Origin of the sequence: Streptomyces sp. NBC_01317 (genome assembly GCF_035961655.1) — a bacterium.
GTDB lineage: Bacteria > Actinomycetota > Actinomycetes > Streptomycetales > Streptomycetaceae > Streptomyces.
Genome location: NZ_CP108393.1, coordinates 5,236,142 through 5,252,500, shown reverse-complemented (window position 1 = coordinate 5,252,500; position 16,359 = coordinate 5,236,142). Strand labels below are relative to the sequence as shown.

Below are 16,359 nucleotides of genomic sequence, written 5' to 3'. Positions count from 1 at the left end.
ACCCCACCAACAAGCTGATAGGCCGCGGGCTCATCCTGCACCGCCGGAGCTTTTAACCCTCCCCCATGCAGGAGAAAGTATTATCCGGTATTAGACCCCGTTTCCAGGGCTTGTCCCAGAGTGCAGGGCAGATTGCCCACGTGTTACTCACCCGTTCGCCACTAATCCACCCCGAAAGGCTTCATCGTTCGACTTGCATGTGTTAAGCACGCCGCCAGCGTTCGTCCTGAGCCAGGATCAAACTCTCCGTAAATGTTCACCGGTAATCCGGTAGACACCACGTAAGAGCCGGGACCACCGGTCGGAATAAGACCCGTGATCCACAGCATCCTCGCTGTGTTTCATTCAAAGGAACCACCAACCCACCAACCACAAGGGCTAGGTAGGCCGGGGTATCAACATATCTGGCGTTGACTTTTGGCACGCTGTTGAGTTCTCAAGGAACGGACGCTTCCTTCGGTCCCGTCTCCGGGGCCCTCCGGGCGCTTCCCTTCGGTATTTCGTGTTTCCGACTCTATCAGATGCTTTCGTATCCGATTTCCCCCGGCCGACGGGGCTGCCTTCCAGGTTTCCGCTTTCGCGTTTCCCTTTCCAGCGATTCCGACTCTACCAGACTCATTTCGGCTGTTGTGCCTCAAGAATTCTGGTGGCCTTCGGAGTGGCCTTTGCCTTTCGGCGGAACCGACTTTATCAGAAACACAGGGGTCGATTTTACGGACCTTCGTGCAACCGGATGTCGGATCGAAGGGGCTCCGCAGAGAGTCACTCTCCGTCGGAAGCCTCATAGATTTTCATGGTCGCTCTCGGAACATCTCAACTCCGAGGCAACCGTTCAAATCTACCTCCCCACACAGAACGTGTCAACGTCTCTGTAGGGCGAAGAGGAGACTAACAGGTCCCTGACGCCTCATGCACATCAGGCGGCCACGGGGACCTCGGCGCTCCGGTCCGCGGCCTCCACGTCCCCTACCTCGCCTGCCCGTACCGCTCGGCCGCCGAGGATGTACACGTAAGCCAGGAAGGCGAGTTCGGCCACGATGCCGATGGCGATCCGGGCCCAGGTGGGCAGGCCCGACGGGGTGACGAAGCCCTCGATCACTCCCGACACGAACAGGACCAGCGCGAGTCCGACGGCCATGCCCAGCGCGGCACGGCCCTGTTGGGCCAGGGCGGTGCGGCGGGACTGCGGGCCGGGGTCGATCACGGTCCAGCCGAGGCGCAGGCCCGTACCCGCGGCAATGAATACGGCGGTCAGTTCGAGCAGTCCGTGCGGAAGGATCAGGCCGAGGAACGTGTCGAGGCGGCCGGCGGACGACATCAGGCCGATGCCGACTCCCAAGTTGAGCACGTTCGTGAAGAGGATCCAGATCACCGGAAGGCAGAGGAAGGCCCCCAGCACCAGGCACATGGCCGCCGCCTGGGCGTTGTTCGTCCAGACCTGGGCCGCGAAGGAAGCGGCCGGGTGGCTGGAGTAGTACGTCTCGTACTCGCCGCCCGGTCGTGTCATCTGACGCAGATCGTCGGGCGCGCCTATCGCGGACTGGATCTCGGGGTGCGTACCTATCCACCAGCCGATCACCGAGGCCAGGAGTACGGAAAGAACAGCGGTCGGGATCCACCAGTGCCGGGAGCGGTACACGGCCGCCGGAAAGCCGACCGTCAGGAAACGGGCCGCGTCGCGCCAGCCGGCGCGCCTGGTGCCGGTCACCGTGGCGCGGGCGCGGGCCACGAGCTGGGTGAGGCGCGTGGTGAGCATGGGGTCGGGTGCGACGGACTGGATCAGCGAGAGGTGGGTCGCCGTGCGTTGGTAGAGGGCGACAAGTTCGTCGGCTTCCACGCCGGTCAGCCGACGTCCGCGACGCAGGAGATGATCCAGGCGGTCCCACTCGGCACGGTGGGCTGTCACGAAGACATCGAGGTCCATGGTCGGCTGCTGCTCCAGGTGCTGGGTGCGTACGGTCCGTACTACTACGGCGCGTTGTGTGTCAGCTTGGCAGACTGAGGTCTCCAGCGGCAGGGACGGTCGGCGAAGGGTGGACAGAAGGGTGGACATCGGTGAATGAGCTTGTGACCGGCGATGCGGTCGTACTGGGGCTGCGCCCGGCGAAGCTGCCGACCCGGGCCCTGGCGATCGCGATCGACCTCGTACTGACGGTGGCCGTCTACCTGCTGGTCTTGCTCGGCATAGGTTTCGCGAGCGGCTCGTTGGACGAGGCCGCCGTCATGGCGCTGACCGTGGCGAGCTTCCTCCTGATCCTGGTGGGCGCGCCGATCGCCGTGGAGACCCTCAGCCATGGGCGTTCGCTGGGCAAACTGGCCTGTGGGCTCAGGGTCGTACGGGATGACGGCGGCCCCATACGGTTCCGGCACGCGCTCGTGCGCGGGGCGATGGGTGTGGTCGAGACCCTCGGGTCGTTCGGGGTCATCTCCTGCATCGCGTCGCTGGTGTCGGCGCGGGGGCGGAGGATCGGGGATGTCTTCGCGGGGACCCTGGTCGTACGGGAGCGGGTGCCGAACACGCCGATGGCGGTGGTCCCGCCTCCCCCGCCGCGGCTTGTCGGGCGCTTCTCCGAGCTCGATCTCTCCACTGTGCCGGACGGTCTGTGGCTCGCGATCCGCCAGTACTTGACGCGGATGACGCAGCTGGACCCGGTGGTGGGCCGGTCGATGGCACAGCGGCTGGCGGAGGACCTGGCCGCGCGTACGGGAACGCCGGCGCCGGTGGGGGTTCCTCCGGCCGCGTTCCTGGCGGCGGTGGTGAGCGAACGGCAGGCGCGGGACTCCCGGCGGACCCAGGCCGTGTCCGGCTCGGCCGCCGTGGCCGGCAACTCCGCCTACCCGCCTGTGTCTGCTCCCTCGTCTGTCCCCTCGCCTGTTTTCCCGGCCGTGTCCTCTCCGGTGGCTCCTGCGCCTTTCGCCGCCCCTGTTTCCTCTCCCTCGCCCGCACCCACTTCCCCGGCCCCCGCGCCCGGCCCTCAGCCCCCGGCGACCGGCTTCGCGCCGCCTGCCTGAGCCTGTGCGTCAGGGCAGGGTCGAGGGGGGTGTCTCCAGGTCCTCCAGCTCGATGCCGGGCGCCGAGAGGACGACGTCCCCGCTGAGGTGCACGGTGTGCTGTTCGCCCGTGTCCAGGGCGCTGACCTGGTACTCGTCCACCATCAGGGGCCCGTTGTCAGTGGCATGCGCTTCACTTGTCATCAAGGCCCAGGACTGGTCCAGCGTGCGGGGGGCGAGGACCGGGTCGGTGAAAGCCACGAGCCGGACGCGGGTCGCGGGCGCGCCGGGGCTGAGGCGCAGGAGACGTGCGGTGGCGACGAGAAAGGCGGGGGATGTGCCGGTGAAGGCGTGGGCGCCGACGTTGCCTTCGGTGGCGTGAACGCCGGAGGGGTCGGTACGGACCCACGTGACGCCGTCGAGGGCGGCGCCGCGGATCCGCCAGCTGGCGGCGTGCAGTTCGAGGCGGATGGGGCGGCCGAGTTCGTCGAGGGCCAGATCGACGGAGCCCGCGTGGTCGCCGCCGGGGGTGGTGATCTGGGATACGTAGCGCCAGCCGGACGGGCCGGGGGCGCAGTGGAAGTGTTCTTCGCCGAGAGGAGTGTGGTCGTGCGGGTCATGGAGCGAATAACGGCCGCGGGGCATGGGTCCTTGAGGTCTTTCCGGTACGCCGCGACGGTACGCCGGGGCTGATCGTGCGCCCTGCCTGGGGCGCCGCACACGGGACAGGCCCCCGGCACGGGGGTGCGGGGGCCTGTCCGGTGAGGTGTTCGTGGTGCAGGTGTCGCGGTGCCGGTGCACTGTCGTGCCGGTGCACCGGCGGGTGGATCAGTAGCGGTAGTGGTCGGGCTTGTACGGACCCTCGACCTCGACACCGATGTACGCGGCCTGCTCCGGGCGGAGCGTCGTGAGCTTCACACCGAGCGCGGCGAGGTGGAGGCGGGCGACCTTCTCGTCCAGGTGCTTCGGGAGCACGTAGACGTCGGTCGGGTACTCCTCCGGCTTGGTGAAGAGCTCGATCTGGGCCAGCGTCTGGTCCGAGAACGAGTTCGACATCACGAAGGAGGGGTGGCCGGTCGCGTTGCCGAGGTTCAGCAGGCGGCCTTCGGAGAGGACGATCAGGGTCTTGCCGTCGGGGAACGTCCACGTGTGGACCTGCGGCTTGACCTCGTCCTTGACGATGCCGTCGATCTTCGCGAGGCCGGCCATGTCGATCTCGTTGTCGAAGTGGCCGATGTTGCCGACGATCGCCTGGTGCTTCATCTTGGCCATGTCCGAGGCCATGATGATGTCCTTGTTGCCGGTCGTGGTGACGAAGATGTCGGCGATGGAGACGACGTCGTCGAGCGTGGAGACCTGGTAGCCGTCCATGGCCGCCTGGAGCGCGCAGATCGGGTCGATCTCGGTGATGATCACGCGGGCGCCCTGGCCGCGGAGGGACTCCGCGCAGCCCTTGCCGACGTCGCCGTAGCCGAAGACGACGGCGACCTTGCCGCCGATCAGGACGTCGGTGGCGCGGTTGATGCCGTCGATCAGGGAGTGGCGGCAGCCGTACTTGTTGTCGAACTTGGACTTGGTGACCGCGTCGTTGACGTTGATCGCCGGGAAGAGGAGGGCGCCGTCGCGGTGCATTTCGTACAGACGGTGGACACCGGTGGTGGTCTCTTCGGTGACGCCGCGGATCTCGGACGCCAGCTTCGTCCACTTCTGCGGGTTCTCGGAGAGCGTGCGGTTCAGCAGCGTGAGGATGTACGCGTACTCCTCGCTGTCCGCCGTCGCCGGGTCCGGGGCCGCGCCGGCCTTCTCGAACTCGACGCCCTTGTGGACGAGGAGGGTGGCGTCACCACCGTCGTCGAGGATCATGTTCGGGCCGCCGGTGGGCGTGTTGGGCCACGTGAGGGCCTGCTCGGTGCACCACCAGTACTCCTCCAGCGTCTCGCCCTTCCAGGCGAAGACGGGGATGCCCTGGGGGTTGTCCGGGGTGCCCTTGGGGCCGACCGCGATGGCGGCGGCGGCGTGGTCCTGGGTGGAGAAGATGTTGCAGGACGCCCAGCGGACCTCGGCGCCGAGGGCGGCCAGGGTCTCGATGAGGACCGCGGTCTGGACGGTCATGTGCAGGGAGCCGGTGATGCGGGCGCCGGCGAGCGGCTGGGCCGCGGCGAACTCCTCGCGGATCGAGATCAGGCCGGGCATCTCGTGCTCGGCGAGGGTGATCTCCTTGCGGCCGAACTCGGCAAGCGAGAGGTCGGCGACTTTGAAGTCCTGTCGGTTGGCGACAGTCGTCATACGAGCTGCTCCTCGTGAAGGTTGGGTCGAGGGTGGGTACGTTCGGCTGGCTCTGCGGTGTCCGGGCATACGAATGCCCGAGCACTCGCGGACCGGTCCGTCGGAGGCCCTCTCTCCCTCGGCCGGTCCGCGTGAGCGGGCCGCCCGACCGCCATCAGCAGCGACGTCTGGCTCTGGGCACGAATCTACACCGATCGGCTCAGCGGCCCACAGTCGACAGGGGAAGCGCTCCAGGGAAAGTCGAGCCGGGACGCCGGTTTCAGGCCGTGTTCCGGCCGTGCCGACAGCGGGTCAGGGGGTGGATTCAGGGGTGGTGCCGGGCGTGGATCCGGGGGTGTGCGCCGGGGCCGGGCCGCCGGGGTGCTTGGCCGGGTTGGTGCCGGCCGCGGCGGCCGTCTCGCTGTAGATGTCCGGCTCCAGGTAGATCACGCGGGCAATCGGGACGGCCTCGCGGATGCGGTTCTCGGCGGCGTTGATGGCCTGCGCGACCTCGCCGGCCGTGTCGTCGTGCTGGACCGCGATCTTGGCGGCGACCAGCAGTTCCTCCGGGCCGAGGTGGAGCGTACGCATGTGGATGATGCCGGTGACGACGTCGCCGTCGACGAGGGCTGCCTTGATCTTCTCGACGTCATCCGTGCCGGCCGACTCGCCCAGGAGCAGCGACTTCGTCTCGGCGGCGAGGACCAGGGCGATCACGATGAGGAGGATGCCGATGCAGAGGGTGCCGATGCCGTCCCACACGCCGTCACCGGTGGCCAGGGCGATACCGACGCCGCAGAGCGCGAGGATCAGGCCGATCAGGGCGCCGAGGTCCTCCAGGAGGACGACGGGGAGTTCGGGGGCCTTCGCGCGGCGGACGAACTCCGTCCAGGAGAGTTTGCCGCGGGTGACGTTGGATTCCTTGATGGCCGTACGGAAGGAGAACGACTCGGCGATGATCGCGAAGACGAGCACCCCGACGGGCCAGTACCAGGCCTCGATCTCGTGCGGGTGCTTGATCTTCTCGTAGCCCTCGTAGATCGCGAACATGCCGCCGACGGAGAAGAGCACGATGGAGACGAGGAACGCGTAGATGTAGCGCTCGCGGCCGTAGCCGAAGGGGTGTTGCGGGGTGGCCTCGCGCTGCGCCTTCTTGCCGCCGACGAGGAGCAGTCCCTGGTTGCCGGAGTCGGCGAGGGAGTGGACGCTCTCGGCGAGCATCGATGACGAGCCACTGAAGAGGAACGCCACGAACTTGGCTACTGCGATCGCGAGGTTGGCGGCGAGCGCCGCCACGATCGCCTTGGTTCCGCCTGACGCGCTCATGGGTGCCTGGAGTCCCTTCTTCGGTGGTGCGGCCCTGGCGCCGCGCCACGGCGGCACATTGTTGCAGCCGTCGGCGCGGTCACCCACTCAGACCACAACTGTTGCCCGGAATACGGTTCCGTCACCGGACAGTTCGGCTTTTTCTCCGGCCGCGACGAAGACCGAGCCGCCCGGGGTGAGGGCAAGGTCGTTCGCGCGGGGCGTGCCGGCCGTGCACAGGAGGATCTGGGGGGTGGGGGCGGTGAGGTCGCGCGGGGCGGCGCCCGGCGCGAGGAGGTAGCGGGACAGCCGGAATTCGTCGGTCGGCGTCTCGTACAGCTCCTCGCCGGTGGCGGAGGCCTCGGGGCGCAGGACGGCGGGTTCGGTCGTCTCGAAGCGCACGATACGGAGGAGTTCGGGGACGTCGACGTGCTTGGGCGTGAGGCCGCAGCGCAGGACGTTGTCGGAGTTGGCCATGATCTCGACGCCCAGGCCGTTCAGATAGGCGTGCGGGACGCCGGCGCCGAGGAAGAGGGCCTCGCCGGGCTGGAGTTGGACGTGGTTGAGCAGCAGGGCGGCGATGACGCCGGGGTCGCCGGGGTAGTGGTGGGCGATCGAGACGTACGGGGTGTACGGGCCGCCGAGGCGTTCCGCGGCAAGGGCGGCCTCGGCGACGGTGGCGGCCATGCCGGCCGGGTCCGCGGCAAGGACGGCGGTGAGGACCTCGCGCAGGGCGGCCTCGTGGGGGTGGGCGTGGAGGAGGTCGACGTACGGCTTGAGGGAGTCGACGTCGAGTCCGGCGAGGAGGTCGGCGGCGGCGTCCGGGTCGCGGAAGCCGCAGAGGCCGTCGAACGGGGTGAGGGCGCAGATGAGTTCGGGCTTGTGGTTGGCGTCCTTGTAGTTGCGCTCCGGGGCGCCGATCGGGACGCCCCGGCGCTCCTCGTCGGCGTACCCCTCCTTCGCCTGGGCCAGATCGGGGTGCACCTGGAGGGAGAGCGGGGAGCCCGCGGCGAGGAGTTTGAGGAGGAAGGGCAGGCGGGGGCCGAACTTCTCGACGGTGGCCGCGCCCAGTTCCGCCGCGGGGTCGGTGGCGATGATCTCGTGGAGCGGCTGTTCCCCGGCGCCTCGGCCGCGGTCGGCGCGGGAGGGGGCGCCGGGGTGGGCGCCCATCCACATCTCGGCCTGGGGCTCGTCCGTGGGGGCGATGCCGAGCAGTTCCGGGATGGCGGTCGTGGAGCCCCAGGCGTAGGGGCGCACGGTGTTGGAGAGGCGGTCCATGGCTGTGTCCTTGTACGGAGGGACGGAGGGAGAGAGGGGCCGAGCGAGAGGAGGGGCCGAGGGAAGGGCCCGGCGGGGAGGGAGGTGCCGGCCGGGAGGGCTCTCGTGCCGGTGAGGGGTGTTCAGGTCCTGGGGCGGTGTGTGCGCGTCATGCGGGGGCGCCGCCGGCCAGCGCCAGGTAGACGGTGGCGAAGTCGGTGACGGCGATCAGTTCGGCGAGGGCTTCCAGCTCGGTGCCCTCGTCCGGTTCGAGTTCGCTGAGGGGGGTGTCGTGGCCGAGGGCCAGTTCGCGGGCGGCCGGGGCGGCGGTCAGGCCGCCGGCGGGGCGGTCGCGGAGCAGGACGATCCGGGGGCGCAGCGTCGCCGGGTCGTCGACCCGGTCGCGGAAGAAGTCGTCGGGGTCGGTCCCGCCGCCGGTCAGGTCGCCGGCGAGGAGGGCGCCGTGGGCGGGAAGGGCCTCGGGGAGTTCGGCGGCGAGGGCGGGGCGGCCGGTCAGTTCGGCCAGGACTGCGGCGAATCGGCGGCCGGCCGGGGCGGTGGCGATGCCCTCGGTCCAGATCAGCGGGAGGCTGTCGGCCAGCTCGGCCGCGAGGGTCTTCGCGGGGTTGCTGTACGTCGCGATGGACGGGCCGCAGCGTTCCGCGGTGCGGTCGAGGCGGTCGGCGACGAGGTGGAGGGTCTCGGTCGGGGCGGTGAGCAGGCCCACGCGGTCGAGGAGGGCGAGCAGGGGGACGAGCAGGGCCCAGAGCGCGCCGGGGCCCGCCGCCGGGGTCGGCTCGGTGTCGTACTGCTCGCTCGGGGTGGTCGCCATCGGGACGAGGAGGCCGCGTGAACCGTCGACGGTCTCGCTGAGCGGGGAGCCCGCGGGGGCGACGGCGACGATGGTGCAGCCGCGGCGGTACGCCTGCTCGGCGAGGAGGGCGAGGCCTGGTTCGCTGCCCTCGGTGGTGACGATGAGGAGCAGGTCCACGGGGCCGGCCCAGCCCGGCAGCGTCCAGCGCAGGGCGCCGGCGGCGGGGGCCACTCCGGTGGCGTGGAGGCGGGTCACGGGGGCGGTGGTGCCGGCGAGGGCGGTGATCAGTTCGGCGACGCCGGCGGCGGCGGTGCCGGAGCCCGCGATCAGTACGGCGCGGGGGCGGCCCTCGGGGTTGAGCTCGGTGACGCCGGCCTCGGCGGTGTGCCTGAGCGCGGTGCGGACGCGCGCGCCGGCTTCCGCGGCGCCGCGGAGGAGGCCGTGACGGTCGGCGCGGGTCAGCGCGTCGGGGGCGTCGAGCAGCGACTCGTCGAGCATGGGAGTGGGCCTCCGATCGCCCCTGCGGGTTGCGCGGGGCGCGCTTGTTCGTGGGGCGCGTGGTTCTGGTGTGCGCGTTGCGCGGTTTTGCGCGTTGCGCGCGGGTGCGTTGCGCGCTTGTGCGTTGCGCGCTTGTGCGCGGTTCAGGCGGGGCGGCGGGCCTCGTCGACGAGGAGTACGGGGATGTCGTCCCGTACCGGGTAGGCCAGGCCGCAGTCCTCGGAGGTGCAGACGAGTTCGGGGATGTCGGCGGTGGTGCGGTCGTTCAGCGGCGCGTGGCAGGCCGGGCAGGCGAGGATTTCGAGGAGGCCGGCTTCGAGCGGCATGGGGGTGGGGTCCCTTCGGGGCGGGTTCATCTGGCCATGTCAGCGTACCGCCGGGGGGCGGGAGGGTGGGGCGGTGTACGGGTACGGGTGGGCGCCGCGGATCTTTGAGCGTCCCCGTGGCGTACGGGTCCGTCCTCAAGCGCCGGACGGGCTAGGGGTGGCCCGCGCTCGGCCGGGACCGGAATGGCCGCGCTCGTCCCGGCAGACGGGTCCGTCCTCAAACGCCGGACGGGCTAGGGGTGCCGGTCTGGGCGGGGAGATGAGTTGCCGCGCCCTCCCCGTGCAGGGGTCCGTCCTCAAACGCCGGACAGGCTTGGGCCGCCGCCGGACGAGCCGGGGGTGACGGCCCGGGCCGGGAACAGAATTGCCGCGCCCTCCCCGTGCACGGTTCCGTCCTCAAACGCCGGACGGGCTGGGATCGCCGCCGGATGAGCTGGGGGTGGCGCCGGGCGGGCTGGACGGGGTGCGGATCAGTGTCAGGGCCTCGTCTCTGATTTTGGTCATCAGGGGCGTGTCCCGCGCCTCTACGTTCAGGCGCAGCAGTGGTTCCGTGTTGGAGGGGCGGACGTTGAACCACCAGTCCTTCGCCGTGATCGTCAGGCCGTCCAGGTCGTCCGTCGTCACTCCCTCGCGGGTCGCGAAGGCCTCCCGTACCGCTGCCGTGCGAGCCGCCTGGTCGTCGACCGTGGAGTTGATCTCGCCGGAGCCCGCGTAGCGGTCGTACGACGCCACCAGGTCGGAGAGCGTGCCGGGCTGGCCGCCCAGGGCCGCCAGGACGTGGAGGGCGGCCAGCATGCCCGTATCGGCGTTCCAGAACTCGCGGAAGTAGTAGTGCGCGGAGTGCTCGCCGCCGAAGACCGCGCCGGTCCTCGCCATCTCCTGCTTGATGAAGGAGTGGCCCACCCGCGTCCGCACCGGCGTGCCCCCGTGCTCCTTCACGACCTCGGGGACGGACCAGGACGTGATCAGGTTGTGGATGATCGTGCCGCCGGGGTGCTTGGCCAGTTCGCGGGCGGCCACCAGCGCCGTGATCGCCGACGGCGAGACGCCTTCGCCGCGCTCGTCCACGACGAAGCAGCGGTCCGCGTCGCCGTCGAAGGCCAGGCCCAGGTCGGCGCCTTCGGCCAGCACGCGGGCCTGGAGGTCCACGAGGTTCTTGGGGTCGAGGGGGTTCGCCTCGTGGTTGGGGAACGTGCCGTCCAGCTCGAAGTACATCGGCACCAGGTCGAGCGGCAGCCCGGCGAACACGGTGGGGACCGTATGCCCCCCCATCCCGTTCCCCGCGTCCACGACGACTTTCAGAGGGCGGATCTCCGAGAGGTCGACCAGGGACAGCAGGTACGCCGCGTAGTCCGACAACGTGTCACGTTCTGTGATCGTTCCGGGGGAGGGCGGGGCCGGCTCGACCTGGGGTGCCTCTTCCGCCAGCCTCGCCTCCACCCTCGCGCGGATCTCCGCCAGCCCCGTGTCCTGGCCCACCGGCGCCGCCCCCGCCCTGCACAGCTTGATGCCGTTGTACTTCGCCGGGTTGTGCGACGCCGTGAACATCGCCCCCGGCAGTCCCATGTCCCCCGACGCGAAGTACAGCTGGTCCGTGGAGCAGAGGCCGATGATCGTGGCGTCCGCACCGCGTGAGACCGCTCCCCGGGCAAAGCTCGCCGCCAGTCCCGGCGACGACGGCCGCATGTCGTGGCCGATCACGATCGCCCCGGCCTCGGTGACCTCCACAAAAGCCGCACCGAACAGCTCCGCGAGCCGGTCGTCCAGCTGATCCGGATACAGCCCCCGCACGTCATAGGCCTTCACGATCTGCGACAAGTCCGCCACGAGCCACCCCTCCTAGTTCGGTGCGCCGAAACCGCGACCCGGCCGCGCCCCTGCGATCGGCTCAAACTACCCGTACAGGACGGCGGACTCGTCGACGATCGCGTTACGGAACCGTCCCGCTACGCCACACGCACGGCGGACTCACGGAAGCACACGCACAGCGGACTCACGGAAGCGGACTCACGGAAGCATCCACCCCAGGACCGCCGTGCTCTGTCCCACCACGATCAGGCACATCACCAGCAACAAGCCCAGACTCCACGGCAGCACCTTCCGCAGCAGATCCCCCTCCTTCCCCGCCAACCCCACCGCCGCACACGCGATGGCCAGGTTCTGGGGGGAGATCATCTTGCCCAGCACTCCCCCGGAACTGTTCGCCGCCGCCAGCAGCTCCGGTGACAGCCCCGACTCCCGTGCCGCCGTGACCTGGAGGGCGCCGAACAGCGCGTTGGCCGAGGTGTCCGAGCCGGTGACCGCGACCCCGAACCACCCGAGGATCGGCGACAGGAAGGCCAGCCCGGCGCCGGCCGCCGCGACGAAGTGGCCGATGGTGGCCGCCTGTCCGGACAGGTTCATGACGTACGCGAGAGCCAGTACGGAGGTGACGGTGAGGATCGCGTACCGCAACTCGCGCACCGTCGCCGCCCACTCCCGCGCCGCGTCCGCCGCCCGTACCCCCAGCACCCCCGCCGTGAGCAGGCCCGCGAGGAGGACGAGTGTGCCGCCGGTCGCGACGAGCGGCAGCGAGAAGACGTTGGCGCCCACCGGCTTCCCGTCCGCGTCCGAGACGTCCAGGAAGGGCCAGTCGAAGACCTGGGTCGCCTTCGCCAGCACGTCCTTGACCGGCGGGATCTGGGCGATCGAGAAGATGACCACGATCAGGGCGTACGGCGCGTAGGCACGCAGCACTTCGCGGCGCGGGTCCTCCTCGTCGAGATCCTCGCTCCGTACGCCCGTGAGCACCGCGACCCGTACCTCCTCGCGCGCCGGCTCACGCGCCGAGGGCACCGCGACCAGGGCCGCCGCACCCGCCAGAGCCGCCGCGATGTCGGCGAGTTGGGCGGAGACGAAGTTCGAGGCGGCGAACTGGGCGGCGGCGAAGGCGAGTCCGCAGGCGAGGGCGGGCAGCCACGTCTCGCGCAACCCCCGGCGCCCGTCGACCAGCCCCACCAGCACCAGCGGCACGACCAGCGCGAGCAGCGGTGTCTGCCGCCCCACGACCGAGGCGACGGTGTCCAGGGGCAGCCCGGTGACCTGGGCGAGGGTGACGACCGGGGTGCCCATGGCGCCGAAGGCCACCGGCGCGGTGTTGGCGACGAGCGCGACGACGGCGGCCTTCACCGGGTCGAAGCCGAGCGCGACCAGCATCACGGCGGAGATCGCGACCGGCGCCCCGAAACCGGCGAGCGCTTCGAGCAGCGCGCCGAAGCAGAAGGCGACCACGAGCGCCTGGATCCGCGGGTCGTCGGAGAGGCGTCCGAAGGAGCGCCGCAGGATGTCGAAGTGGTGGGTGCGGACGGTCATCCGGTACACCCAGAGCGCGTTGACGACGATCCACATGATCGGGAAGAGCCCGAAGAGCACGCCCTGCGCGCCGGCGGACACGGTCTGGCCGAGCGGCATCCCGAAGACGAGCCAGCCGACGAGGACGGCGACGGCGAGACCGGTCAGCCCCGCCCGGTGCGCCTTCACCCGCAGGCCGCCGAGCAGGATCAGCACGGCGGCCAGGGGAAGGGCGGCGACCAGGGCGGAGAGCGCGAGCGAGTCGGCGACGGGTTCCAGGCGCTGGTCGAACGCCAGCTGCTGTACGGACGCAGATACGGGCACAACGGGTACGGACACCACAGTCCTCCGGATTCCGCGATACGGAAACTGAATCTCTCAGCGGTGGAGGAATGGTCATGCCCACGACAAGCAGAGGTCAATGGAACGGGCAGGAACTGTGGCACGGCGGAAAAGGAGAAGGAAACCGGGGTCAGGACTCCGGCGAACGCAGCACCCTCAGATGCCCGCGGCGCCCCACCTCGACCGGATCAGCCCCCCGCGCCCCCTTGCCACCGCTCCCGGCGGCACGCTCCTGGGGCCTGGCGGCTTCCCGTACGGCGTTCGCGAGCGCCTCCAGGTCGTCACCGCTCGGGCGCGCCGGGGCCGTGCCGTCCGTCAGACGGACGACCTCCCAGCCGCGCGGAGCGGTCAGCCGCTCGCTGTGTTCCGCACACAGGTCGTAGCAGTGGGGCTCGGCATAGGTGGCGAGCGGGCCGAGGACCGCGGTCGAATCGGCATAGACGTACGTCAGTGTCGCGACAGCGGAACGGCCGCACGCGGTGCGCGAACAGCGACGTACAGGGCTCACGACGTTGGACGGTACCGCACTCTTGAGCGGGCCGCGACGACTCTCCACCAGGTCACTCGCCCGTGTCGCGCTGTGACATCCCGCACAACCGCCCCAGGAGTAACTGCCCTGACCTGCGCGGGAAGACGCGTGACCAGGTGGCGACAGCCCGTGACACAGTCATCACTTGGGGCAAATCCCGTCAAGGACGGCGAGGTCGCCGATCGCGTGACCCCATGTAAATGAGCCCAAGCTTGGCCGGAATGCTCAATATGCGACATGGGGACTCCGGGGAGCCGGAGCCGCGATCGCGGGGGCGCGGAGAGAGCTACGCTGCGTCAGTGATGGACAGTCCTGTACCGCCCCGCCCGACCGAGCCCCGGCCGCGCCGCCGCGACCGCCACGGCCGAGGCATGCGTGGGCCCGTCGCCCCGCCCCAGGTGCCCCTCTCCGCCAGCCGCTCGGAGACGTTCCGTGATCTCGTACGGGACTCCGTGGACCGGCTGGAACGGCGCTGGCCCCAGCTGGCCGAGGTCGAGTTCCTGGTCCTGGACGTGCCCGGCACGCAGGACGAGTCCGTACCCCTCGGGAGTTCGGTCTCGGCGGGCAAGGACCATCCGGCGCGGATCATGGTCTACCGGCGCCCGGTGGAGATCCGCACCAAGAACCGCGACGAGCGCGCGCTCCTGGTCCACGAGGTGGTGGTGGAGCAGGTCGCCGAACTGCTGGGCCTGGCGCCGGAATCCGTGGATCCACGGTACGGGCAGGAATGAGCCGGGCTCTCTCCGCGTCTTGACGGGAGGCGCCACTTCCCAAGGAGGCGCTCCCCCAAGAAGTCGCTTCCGAAGACACCGCTTCCTAAGGAGGCGGTGTCTTTTTTCATGCTCCGGCCTCCGCCTCCTTGGACTCGATACGTCCCACCGGGGCCGGATCCGCCTCCAGCGCGTCCCGCGCCGCCTGCCACGCGGAATCCCCGGGGTGGAGTGCGGTGCGGAGGTACGCCCAGGTGAGCCGCTGGACCGCCGACACCCGACCGGGGTTCTCGTCCGTCGTCTCGGCGACGTCATAACCGGAGATCCCGCCCAGCCCGTGCTCCGCGCCGAAGAGCGTGAGCAGGGACTTGCGGCCCGGGGAGAGGGCGTACGGGTCGACGTGCCAGTCCGCGCCCGCGACCGTCAGGTGGGTGGAGGTGTCCCGGTCGCCGGCGACCACCAGCGTGGGCGTCGTCATCGCCGAGAAGTCAGCGGTCGAGAAGAAGGGGTAGTTCTCGGTCACGAACCCCGTGAGGGCGTCGCCGCCCCTGCCGGGCGCGGCGAGCAGGACACCCGCCGTGATCCGGGCGTCGGCGAGGTCCACCTCCGTACCGTCGTCCGGATCGGTGAGCCGGGCGCCCAGCAGCAGGCTCGCGGTGTGCCCGCCCATGGAGTGGCCGGCCACGGCGACCCTGCTCCGGTCCAGGCGCCCGGCGAGCAACGGGACGGCGGCCTCGATCGCGTCGAACCCGTCCAGCACCCGCTTCATGTCCTCGACCCGTGAACGCCAGAACATGGGCGCCCCCGGAGTGCCGGGGTCCAGGTCCAGCGTCCGTGAGCTGAGGTGGGTCGGCTGGACCACGACAAAGCCGTGCGCCGCCCAGAAGTTGACGAGGGGGGCGTAGCCGTTCAGCGAGGAGAGGTGGTTCGAGAAGCCCTGGCCGTGCGAGAGGAGGACGACCGGCAGATCGTTTCCGGTCACGGGGGCGGAGACCCGTACCTCCAGATCCACGGGGCGGCCGGGGACCGGCAGCACCACCGGGCTGACCGAGAGGACGGGGGCGGGCGGGCCGAGGAGGCCGGGAGGGAACGCGGGTGCGTACGTCGGGGTGCTCATGATGCGGAGGTCCCTTCCAGGGCGGTTCCATGGGCGGCCGGAAGCGGTCACGACGGCCGGTCTCCGCTAAGCTGAAAGCGGAACCATGTTCCGATTACGATACGGAACACGGTTCCGCTTTGTCAAAGGCCGCCACCGGTCGCCGGTCGCCGGAAGGAGAACGTGGTGCCCCGTACGAGCCCGTCAGGCGAGGTCCCGGCCCGCGGCAAGCGGGCCGACGCGCAGCGCAACCAGCGGACGCTGCTCACCGCGGCCGCCGAGGTGTTCGTCACCTCGGGCGTCGACGCGCCGATCCGCGAGATCACGGCCAGGGCGGGCGTCGGGCTGGGAACGATCTACCGCCACTTCCCCACGCGGGCGGACCTGGTTGTGGCCGTCTACCGCCATCAGGTCGAAGCGTGCGCCGAGGCCGGGCCGAGCCTGCTGGAGAGCGCCGGCTCTCCGCTCGCGGCCCTGCGTCAGTGGGTCGACCTCTTCGTGGATTTCCTCGTCACGAAACACGGGCTCGCCAACGCCCTGCAATCGGACAGCGCCGGCTTCGACGCGTTGCACACGTACTTCCTCGACCATCTGGTGCCCGTCTGCGGGCAGTTGCTCGACGCGGCGGTCGGCGCCGGCGAGATCAGGCCGGGTACGCAGCCCTACGAGCTGATGCGCGGGGTCGGCAACCTCTGCGTCGGACGGGACAGCGATCCGCGCTACGACCCGCGCCGGCTGGTCGGCCTGCTCCTCCGGGGGCTGGAGAGCCCCCGACAGTCCTGAGCGGGCCGACCGGACCGTCCTCCCGTCGCCGGACAGGCCCTAGGGTGTGTCCGCGAGGTGGGGTCGTTCGCCCGGAGGGCGGGGCTCGCGGCGTCTGGTGCGTGCGATCGCAA

General features: G+C 70.3%; 14 protein-coding genes and 1 rRNA gene (1 of these 15 running past the window's edge). 3 read left to right on the top strand and 12 right to left on the bottom strand.

Features of this window, described 5'->3' with window-relative positions:
- Both OG349_RS22775 and OG349_RS22770 read right to left on the bottom strand, forming a co-directional pair.
- Nucleotides 1–253, bottom strand: a 16S ribosomal RNA gene (locus tag OG349_RS22775) (it extends 1,273 nt beyond the left edge of the window).
- A 663-nt stretch (nucleotides 254–916) separates the two neighbouring features.
- Complete coding sequence (locus OG349_RS22770) at nucleotides 917–1,924, bottom strand: stage II sporulation protein M (protein WP_327238677.1); 1,008 nt, start codon at nucleotides 1,922–1,924, stop codon at nucleotides 917–919.
- Between the two features lie 131 nt (nucleotides 1,925–2,055).
- Here OG349_RS22770 and OG349_RS22765 point away from each other — a divergent pair, with 131 nt between their 5' ends.
- Entirely contained in the window at nucleotides 2,056–3,012 is a 957-nt protein-coding gene (locus OG349_RS22765; protein WP_327236369.1) for an RDD family protein, read from the top strand.
- A gap of 9 nt (nucleotides 3,013–3,021) precedes the next feature.
- Here the strand turns inward: OG349_RS22765 and OG349_RS22760 are convergent, their stop codons facing one another.
- The 9 genes from OG349_RS22760 to OG349_RS22720 all read right to left on the bottom strand — a co-directional run bounded on the left by OG349_RS22760 (nucleotide 3,022) and on the right by OG349_RS22720 (nucleotide 13,684).
- The gene (locus OG349_RS22760; protein WP_327236368.1) at nucleotides 3,022–3,636 is read right to left on the bottom strand and encodes a hypothetical protein; all 615 of its coding nucleotides are present in this window, start codon (nucleotides 3,634–3,636) and stop codon (nucleotides 3,022–3,024) included.
- Nucleotides 3,637–3,819: 183 nt separating this feature from the next.
- Nucleotides 3,820–5,277: an adenosylhomocysteinase gene (gene ahcY / locus OG349_RS22755; RefSeq protein WP_327236367.1), complete on the bottom strand. Its 1,458-nt coding sequence runs from the start codon at nucleotides 5,275–5,277 to the stop codon at nucleotides 3,820–3,822.
- 291 nt (nucleotides 5,278–5,568) lie between these two features.
- On the bottom strand, nucleotides 5,569–6,582 hold the full coding sequence (locus OG349_RS22750; RefSeq protein ID WP_327236366.1) for a cation diffusion facilitator family transporter: 1,014 nt from the start codon (nucleotides 6,580–6,582) through the stop codon (nucleotides 5,569–5,571).
- Nucleotides 6,583–6,669: 87 nt separating this feature from the next.
- A complete protein-coding gene (gene manA / locus OG349_RS22745) occupies nucleotides 6,670–7,839 on the bottom strand; it encodes a mannose-6-phosphate isomerase, class I (RefSeq protein WP_327236365.1) in 1,170 nt (389 codons plus the stop codon).
- Nucleotides 7,840–7,987: 148 nt separating this feature from the next.
- Nucleotides 7,988–9,130, bottom strand: coding sequence for an SIS domain-containing protein (locus tag OG349_RS22740; RefSeq protein WP_327236364.1), 1,143 nt, complete (start codon nucleotides 9,128–9,130; stop codon nucleotides 7,988–7,990).
- Nucleotides 9,131–9,273: 143 nt separating this feature from the next.
- On the bottom strand, nucleotides 9,274–9,456 hold the full coding sequence (locus tag OG349_RS22735; protein ID WP_327236363.1) for a Trm112 family protein: 183 nt from the start codon (nucleotides 9,454–9,456) through the stop codon (nucleotides 9,274–9,276).
- Nucleotides 9,457–9,852: 396 nt separating this feature from the next.
- Nucleotides 9,853–11,283 (bottom strand): phosphomannomutase/phosphoglucomutase, encoded by a 1,431-nt coding sequence (locus tag OG349_RS22730; RefSeq protein ID WP_327236362.1) that lies wholly within the window; start codon nucleotides 11,281–11,283, stop codon nucleotides 9,853–9,855.
- Between the two features lie 180 nt (nucleotides 11,284–11,463).
- A complete protein-coding gene (locus tag OG349_RS22725) occupies nucleotides 11,464–13,083 on the bottom strand; it encodes an L-lactate permease (RefSeq protein ID WP_327238676.1) in 1,620 nt (539 codons plus the stop codon).
- A 175-nt stretch (nucleotides 13,084–13,258) separates the two neighbouring features.
- A complete protein-coding gene (locus OG349_RS22720; protein ID WP_327236361.1) occupies nucleotides 13,259–13,684 on the bottom strand; it encodes a DUF3499 domain-containing protein in 426 nt (141 codons plus the stop codon).
- A gap of 275 nt (nucleotides 13,685–13,959) precedes the next feature.
- Between OG349_RS22720 and OG349_RS22715 the strand changes: the two genes are divergently transcribed.
- A complete protein-coding gene (locus OG349_RS22715) occupies nucleotides 13,960–14,388 on the top strand; it encodes a metallopeptidase family protein (protein WP_167037310.1) in 429 nt (142 codons plus the stop codon).
- Nucleotides 14,389–14,494: 106 nt separating this feature from the next.
- Here the strand turns inward: OG349_RS22715 and OG349_RS22710 are convergent, their stop codons facing one another.
- Nucleotides 14,495–15,484: an alpha/beta hydrolase family protein gene (locus tag OG349_RS22710; protein ID WP_327236360.1), complete on the bottom strand. Its 990-nt coding sequence runs from the start codon at nucleotides 15,482–15,484 to the stop codon at nucleotides 14,495–14,497.
- Between the two features lie 165 nt (nucleotides 15,485–15,649).
- Here OG349_RS22710 and OG349_RS22705 point away from each other — a divergent pair, with 165 nt between their 5' ends.
- Complete coding sequence (locus OG349_RS22705; protein WP_327236359.1) at nucleotides 15,650–16,246, top strand: TetR/AcrR family transcriptional regulator; 597 nt, start codon at nucleotides 15,650–15,652, stop codon at nucleotides 16,244–16,246.
- Nucleotides 16,247–16,359 lie beyond the last annotated feature (113 nt).